We start from the raw sequence: 7,130 nt of genomic DNA on the forward strand, positions 1-7,130 counted from the left end.
AATGGAATAGGTGTTATTATGGATATGGTATATAATCATACGGGAAAAACAGAAGAATCGGTATTAAATCAAACAGTACCCGGTTATTTTTATAGACAAAAAGCCGATAAAACATATTCTAATGCTTCAGGGTGTGGAAATGAAACAGCATCAGAAAGATACATGATGAGAAAATTTATGATAGAGTCACTTGTCTATTGGGCAAAAGAATACCATATAGATGGTTTTAGAATAGACCTTATGGGAATACACGATATAATAACAATGAACGAGATTTCAGACGCTCTTCGTACCATCAATCCTAACATTCTTATCTACGGAGAGGGATGGACAGCAGGAGAAAGCCCCTTACCCGATTCACTCCGTGCTTTAAAAAACAATACTTATAAATTGAAAAATATTTCTGTATTTTCAGATGAACTTCGGGACGGAGTGAAAGGACATTGGAGTGACCATAAAGCAAAAGGATTTATCAGCGGGCAAACAGGATTAGAAGAAAGTATTAAATTTGGAATAGCAGGAGGAATACACCACCATCAAGTTCATTATAACCAAGTCAATAATAGTAAAAAAGCATGGGCATTAGAACCATACCAATGCATTAATTATGTTTCTTGCCATGATGATAATACTCTATGGGATAAAATTCTTATCTCTGCTCCCGAAGTAGATGAATCCTCTCGTATAAAAATGGATCTTTTGGCAAACACAATTGTTTTTACATCACAAGGAATACCTTTTATGCTCGCAGGAGAAGAATTTTTACGCACTAAACAATTAGTATCTAATTCCTATAAATCCCCGGATAATATAAATCAAATAGATTGGGATAGAAAAAAAACATACCAACATGTATTTGAATACTATAAAAAACTCATACAGATGAGAAAAAATCACCCATCCTTGAGAATGACCGATTCCGAAACAATAAAAAAGAACTTACATTTTCTCTCATTCACAAAACAAAATATTATTGGATATACTATAAAACATGGAAAAACATCTGGTGATACATGGGATGAAATATTAGTGATTTTTAACGGAAACAAAGAAATAGAACATATTCCTATACCAGGAGGGAAATGGAAAGTTATTGTAGAAAACACACACTTTTTAGAAGAAGAAAAAATTATTGAAAATAATATAAAAGTAGAAGGAACAAGTGCTTTCATAATAGTAAAATAAAAAAGATTGCTGTATAATTAAATCACCAAAAAAAATGAATCTCGTAATAAAAACAAATGATATTAGTAAAAAATACATAATGGGAGAGGAAACCATACATGCTCTCAAATCCATCAGTATAGAAATTAAAAAAGGAGAATACGTAGCGTTTATGGGACCATCAGGATCTGGAAAATCAACACTTATGAACATAGTAGGATGTTTAGATACCCCCACCAGTGGCACCTATATACTCAACGGAAATGATGTATCAGATATGGATGAAAATGAGCTTGCTGAAATTAGAAATAAAGAAATAGGATTTGTTTTTCAAACATTTAACTTACTTCCACGTGCTTCCGCATTAGAAAATGTAGCCCTTCCCCTCGTATACGCCGGTGTAGGAAGAGCAGAAAGAACAGAAATAGCACTTACTACCCTCAAAGGGGTAGGATTAGCAGATAGAGCAAAGCATAAACCAAACGAATTATCAGGAGGGCAAAGACAAAGAGTAGCTATCGCAAGAGCTTTAGTGAATAACCCCAGCATCATTTTGGCAGATGAGCCAACAGGAAATTTAGATTCCAAAACCTCTTATAGTATTATGGCACTCTTTGAAGAATTACATTCAAAAGGAAATACTATCATAATGGTTACCCACGAGGAAGACATTGCCGCTTATGCTCATAGGATAGTCCGACTAAAAGATGGTCTTATTGAAAGTGATACCATAAACACAAAAAAAATAAATCACTAACACCATGCATTCTTCATATAGCAATATATAATCAACAATCACAGATGCATAAAATATACATACATTTTTTATTACGCACCATTCTTTGCATTTCAGTACAACTCACTGTGATTGACCAGGTATTAGAAGAATTTACCATATTTCTCTTCATCATACCCATTCTGCTCATTCCTCCCATAATAAACACCACTATTGTGATGATCTTATCTTTTGGAATAGGTTTGTTTGTTGATACATTTTATAATACATTAGGAATAAACGCCCTTGCTTGCTTGCTTTTATCATATCTGAGATTACCATTCTTTTTTACTATAGATAGAGGTAAATTATCGCAAAAAGAATACACCTTATGCCCACCAAATCTGAGCTGGGCTCTCTTTATAGCATACTCAAGTATTCTTATATTGGGATATTGTGTGGTCGTTTTTTCTTTAGAATACGGAAGTATAAGATATTTTTTACAAATATTGATACAATCCATAGTATCCTCTCTTTTTACCATGGGAATAGCTTATTCCTCTCTCTTTTTATTCATAGGATATAAAAAAAGATAGATATATACTATGAATAATTATAACTTATTTTTCTTAAAATGTTTTATTATTCTTATTGGAATAATACTTATTGGACGTATTACTCATATTCAACTCATAGATAGTAGTTATTCCCTCGCCGCAAATAATAATATCGTTAAAAAAAATATTGTAGATGCTTATAGAGGACTTATTTATGATAGAAACAAAAAATTATTAGTTTATAACGAACCCATATTTAATATTATGGTAATCCCCAAAGAGGTGACCGCTTTAGATACGAACAATTTTTGTACTACTTTCCGTATACCAAAAGAATACCTCATAGCACGACTAAAAGAAGCATCTGATTATTCTTCATTTAAACCAAGCATTGTATTATCCCTCATAGAGCAAGATACCCTTGCATATACACAAGAAAAGTTTTATAATTTCCCCGGCTTTTTTATTGAGGCAAAAACAAAAAGAGGATATGTATATGAAAATCTATCCAATGTTTTGGGTTATATTGGAAAAATAGGAAAAAGACAACTTCAAAAAGATACTTCTCATTATTACGAATTAGGAGATTTTTTAGGGATTAGTGGTTTAGAACAGCAATACGAATCAATACTAAGAGGAAAAAAAGGATTACAATATAAAATAGTAGATGTGCACGGAGAAGAAAACGGGTCTTTTAATGAGGGGGAGCACGATGAATCACCCGTTCCCGGTGAGGATATAATTACCACAATAGATATTGATCTACAAAATTATGCGGAAAAGCTCATGAAAAATAAAATTGGAAGCGTTGTTGCAATAGAGCCATCTACAGGTGAAATATTAGCAATGGTTTCCGCTCCATCTTATTCTCCAAAAACATTATCAGGCAAAAGTTTTAGTGATAATTACCAAATTCTTTCACAAGATACTCTCTATCCATTATTTAACCGAGCTCTGATGGCGATGTATAGACCCGGATCTGTTTTTAAAATATTACAAGCACTTATCGGGTTACAAGAAGGTCTTATTACCCCTCAGACCACATTTTACTGTAATCAAACCCTTATAGGATGCCATTCTCACATAAAAACATTAGACCTCACAGGGGCTATTACCAACTCCTGTAACCCCTATTTTTTTCAAGTATTTAAAAAAATAATCACCGATGATGATAACAATGCTTATTCCAAAAATAGATATGAGCAAACAAAGATAGGTTTAGAAAACTGGGTTCGGTATGCAAAAAATTTCGGATTTGGAAGCTCATTAGGAATAGATCTACCAAATGAAAAACGCGGTATGATACCCAACAGCGCCTTTTATGATAAAGCCTATAATAATAGAGAATGGAAGTTCTCTAATATCTTTTCAATAGCAATCGGGGAAGGAGAAAATTTAGTTGTCCCCTTACAAATGGCTAATTTTGCTGCTACTATAGCTAATAAAGGATATTTTTATCTCCCACATCTTATAAAGCCCACACAAAAAACACATACATTAGAAAAATACCACACAAAACATACTACTTTCGTAGATTCTACCCATTTTAGAACTGTCATAGAAGCAATGCGTTTAGTAGTAGCAAAAGGTACCGGGTTCAGAGCAAATATTATAGGGTTAGACGTTTGTGGTAAAACAGGCACTATTCAAAACAAAGACAGTCCCAGCCACTCCAATTTTATAGCATTCGCTCCCAAAAATACCCCGCAAATCGCAGTATCAGTATATGTAGAAAACGCAGGAGAAGGGGCAAGAGCAGCTGCATCCATATCAGGACTTATAATAGAAAAATACCTTAAAAAAGAAAAAGCAAAATTATTTTTAGAAAATTATGTTTTAAAAGGACAATTTTTAGATGATAACAAATCCAACAACAAAAAAAGAATCGATTGACCTCATAGTCCTTACATTATATTGTATATTAGTAGTGATTGGATGCCTCAATGTATATTCTGCCTCTTTTAGAGAAAATACAGACCAAAACCTATTCGAAATATCCGCTACATTCTTAAAACAATTTATTTGGATTCTCTTCTCTCTCATTATAGCTTTTGTAGTGACAAAAGTGAATTTTAGAGTGTTTGAAAACCTCGCATACCATACATATTTATTATCTCTTATTTCACTCATAATCGTTCTGCTATTAGGGGCTACAATAAATGGCTCTACCTCATGGATACGCATCGGAAACATAGGTATCCAACCATCAGAATTCGCTAAACTCACCACTCTCCTTGCTCTCGCAAGATTCCTCTCTTCCTATAATCTAAAAATCAATGATACAAAAACGCAAATTATAAGCATCTCTCTTATTTTGACGCCTGCATTGCTCATAATTTTACAGGGAGATACAGGCACATCTATGGTCTTTATGTCTTTTCTCATCGTATTGTATTTACTGGGGTTCAACCACCGATTATTCTATTTTGGATTCCTTACTCTCTTTTTTTTAATTATACCTCTTTTTGTAAATAGTATTATTCTTATCTTTTTGATAATAATCGTATCCACTATTATTATTGCCCTCATGCAAAATAAAAAAAAACAAATTGTATATATTATAAGCATCTCCATTTTTTATATACTGATAGTAACCAGCGTAGATATTGTTATGAACCGATTAAAACCGTACCAACAAAAAAGAATTATGTCAGTAATAAATCCACAAGCAGACCCCTTAGGAATCGGATGGAACGTCACACAATCCAAAATAGCAATTGGCTCAGGTGGTTTTTTAGGAAAGGGGTTTCTTAATGGAACACAGACACAGCTGAACTTCGTCCCCGCACAAACTACCGATTTTATCTTTACTATTATTGGCGAAGAATTCGGATGGATAGGCACAAGCTCCCTGATTATCTTTTTTATAGTATTTATTTTGAGAATTTTATACATAGCAGAACGTCAAAAATTACTCTTTTCAAAGATATACGGCTACGGGGTCGCTTGTATACTTTTCTTCCATTTTTCTATTAATATCGCAATGACCATAGGATTATTCCCCGTGATAGGTATCCCACTCCCCTTCTTTAGCTACGGTGGTTCTTCTTTTTGTATGTTTACCATTCTTTTATTTATTCTCCTTAACTTGGACGCTCATAAAAACGAAGTATTAACACACTGATGTAATGATGAGCGTTTATTTATTTTTCATTTTTAAAATTTCATTAACCCCTCATCACTCACTATGAAAACATCAACCATTCTCTTCTCTCTTCTCTCCCTCTTGTTTTTTCAAACATTCGCTCAACCCAAAGCAAAAAAAATGAAATACCAAGCAGATGACCTAGAAGCAGGCGTACTAAACGGAGAAAACTATAGAAAATTAAAACATCACGTGCTCTTTTCCCAAGAAAACACAAAGATATTTTGTGACTCCGCTGTTTTCTTCACCCAAAAAAATATCATAAATGCCTACGGACACGTAAAAATATTAGACGGTGACTCCATATCCATCACAGGAAATAAACTTTTCTATGATGGAAATACAAAGAACGTGCAAATAAGAGAAAATGTCGTCTATATCAATGGGAATAAAAAATTATATACTCACCATTTAGACCACGAGATGAAAAACCGCATCTCTCATTACTTCCATAACGGAAAACTACAAGATTCTATCAACACATTAGTGAGCAAATCGGGACACTTTTATGCGTCCCAAAACCACGCAAAATTTATAGGGAACGTAGAACTCACAAGCCCACAATATAGATTATACGCCGACACTCTCCTGTATCATACCACCACCAAAATTGCTATTACTATCGGAAAAACAACAGTCATTTATAACGACAGCACCCGTGTATATTCCCAAGGAGGCGAATTTAAAACTATCCCCGAACAATCTTCTCTCATCACCGGGAACATTGAAACAAAGGACTATTTTATAGCAGCAAAAGATATGTTTTTTGATAAAAAAAACAAGCATTACACCGCCTCAGGAAATGTAAAAATGAACTCAAAACATGAAAACGTCACCCTTACAGGTGACACCGCTTTTTATTGGAAAAACAAAGGATACTCAAAAATATTCGGAAACCCCATTATGAAAAAAATACTCAAAAAAGACACCATCTATATATCCTCAGATACCATAATAGCCACCGAAAAACAATATGACTCCGTAGAACGAATTATTGCATATAACAACGTAAAAATATTCTCCCATTCGGTACAAGGAAAAACTGACTCCCTCCTCTATTTGAGAAACGACTCCCTCCTCATTTTTTACAAAGACCCCGTCCTGTGGCACGCAAATAATCAAATGACAGGCGAACCAATAGAAATGACTATCGCCGATGGACAACTGAATACAATGTATATCAAAAAAAAATCTTTTGTCATCAATCAGGACTCCCTGAACAACTTTAACCAAATGAAAGGGAAAGATATGGAAGTCTTTTTCATCAATAGTAATATCAACACCATCCACGTCAATGGAAACGGGCAAACCATTTACTTTGTGATAGATGAAAGCGACTCTTCCCTCACTGGAATGAACTCTATTCTGTGTAGTAATATGATATTACGATTTCAAGAGAACGACTTAGATAATATATCTTTTTATATCCGCCCCGAGTCCATCTTCTTCCCTCCTCACCTTATTACCCCAAAAAATATGTATTTAGAAGACTTCAAATGGAGAATCAAAGAAAGACCTACCCTCTTGGATATTCTCAAAAAATAATCCA

General features: G+C 33.9%; 6 protein-coding genes. All 6 read left to right on the plus strand.

Annotation, left to right across the window (positions count from 1 at the left end):
* The coding region (locus QM536_08955; protein MDI9357135.1) for a type I pullulanase at positions 1-1,185 on the plus strand (1,185 nt) is incomplete at its 5' end.
* A gap of 34 nt (positions 1,186-1,219) precedes the next feature.
* Entirely contained in the window at positions 1,220-1,921 is a 702-nt protein-coding gene (locus tag QM536_08960; GenBank protein MDI9357136.1) for an ABC transporter ATP-binding protein, read from the plus strand.
* Positions 1,922-1,965: 44 nt separating this feature from the next.
* The gene (locus tag QM536_08965) at positions 1,966-2,475 is read left to right on the plus strand and encodes a hypothetical protein (GenBank protein MDI9357137.1); all 510 of its coding nucleotides are present in this window, start codon (positions 1,966-1,968) and stop codon (positions 2,473-2,475) included.
* Between the two features lie 9 nt (positions 2,476-2,484).
* Positions 2,485-4,329: a penicillin-binding transpeptidase domain-containing protein gene (locus QM536_08970; protein MDI9357138.1), complete on the plus strand. Its 1,845-nt coding sequence runs from the start codon at positions 2,485-2,487 to the stop codon at positions 4,327-4,329.
* Positions 4,292-5,560: a rod shape-determining protein RodA gene (gene rodA, locus QM536_08975; protein MDI9357139.1), complete on the plus strand. Its 1,269-nt coding sequence runs from the start codon at positions 4,292-4,294 to the stop codon at positions 5,558-5,560. Before QM536_08970 ends, rodA begins: the two co-directional genes overlap by 38 nt.
* A gap of 63 nt (positions 5,561-5,623) precedes the next feature.
* Positions 5,624-7,126 carry an OstA-like protein gene (locus QM536_08980; GenBank protein ID MDI9357140.1) on the plus strand — a complete coding sequence of 501 codons (1,503 nt, stop codon included), beginning with the start codon at positions 5,624-5,626 and terminating at the stop codon, positions 7,124-7,126.
* Positions 7,127-7,130 lie beyond the last annotated feature (4 nt).

This window comes from Chitinophagaceae bacterium, from assembly GCA_030053935.1.
GTDB lineage: Bacteria > Bacteroidota > Bacteroidia > Cytophagales > JASGCU01 > JASGCU01.

Bases quoted from the DNA above. Each gene is read 5' to 3' on its own strand.
- rodA (MDI9357139.1), top strand. From the start codon at position 4,292: ATGATAACAAATCCAACAACAAAAAAAGAATCGATTGACCTCATAGTC.
- QM536_08980 (MDI9357140.1), top strand. From the start codon at position 5,624: ATGAAAACATCAACCATTCTCTTCTCTCTTCTCTCCCTCTTGTTTTTT.
- QM536_08960 (MDI9357136.1), top strand. From the start codon at position 1,220: ATGAATCTCGTAATAAAAACAAATGATATTAGTAAAAAATACATAATG.
- QM536_08965 (MDI9357137.1), top strand. From the start codon at position 1,966: ATGCATAAAATATACATACATTTTTTATTACGCACCATTCTTTGCATT.
- QM536_08970 (MDI9357138.1), top strand. From the start codon at position 2,485: ATGAATAATTATAACTTATTTTTCTTAAAATGTTTTATTATTCTTATT.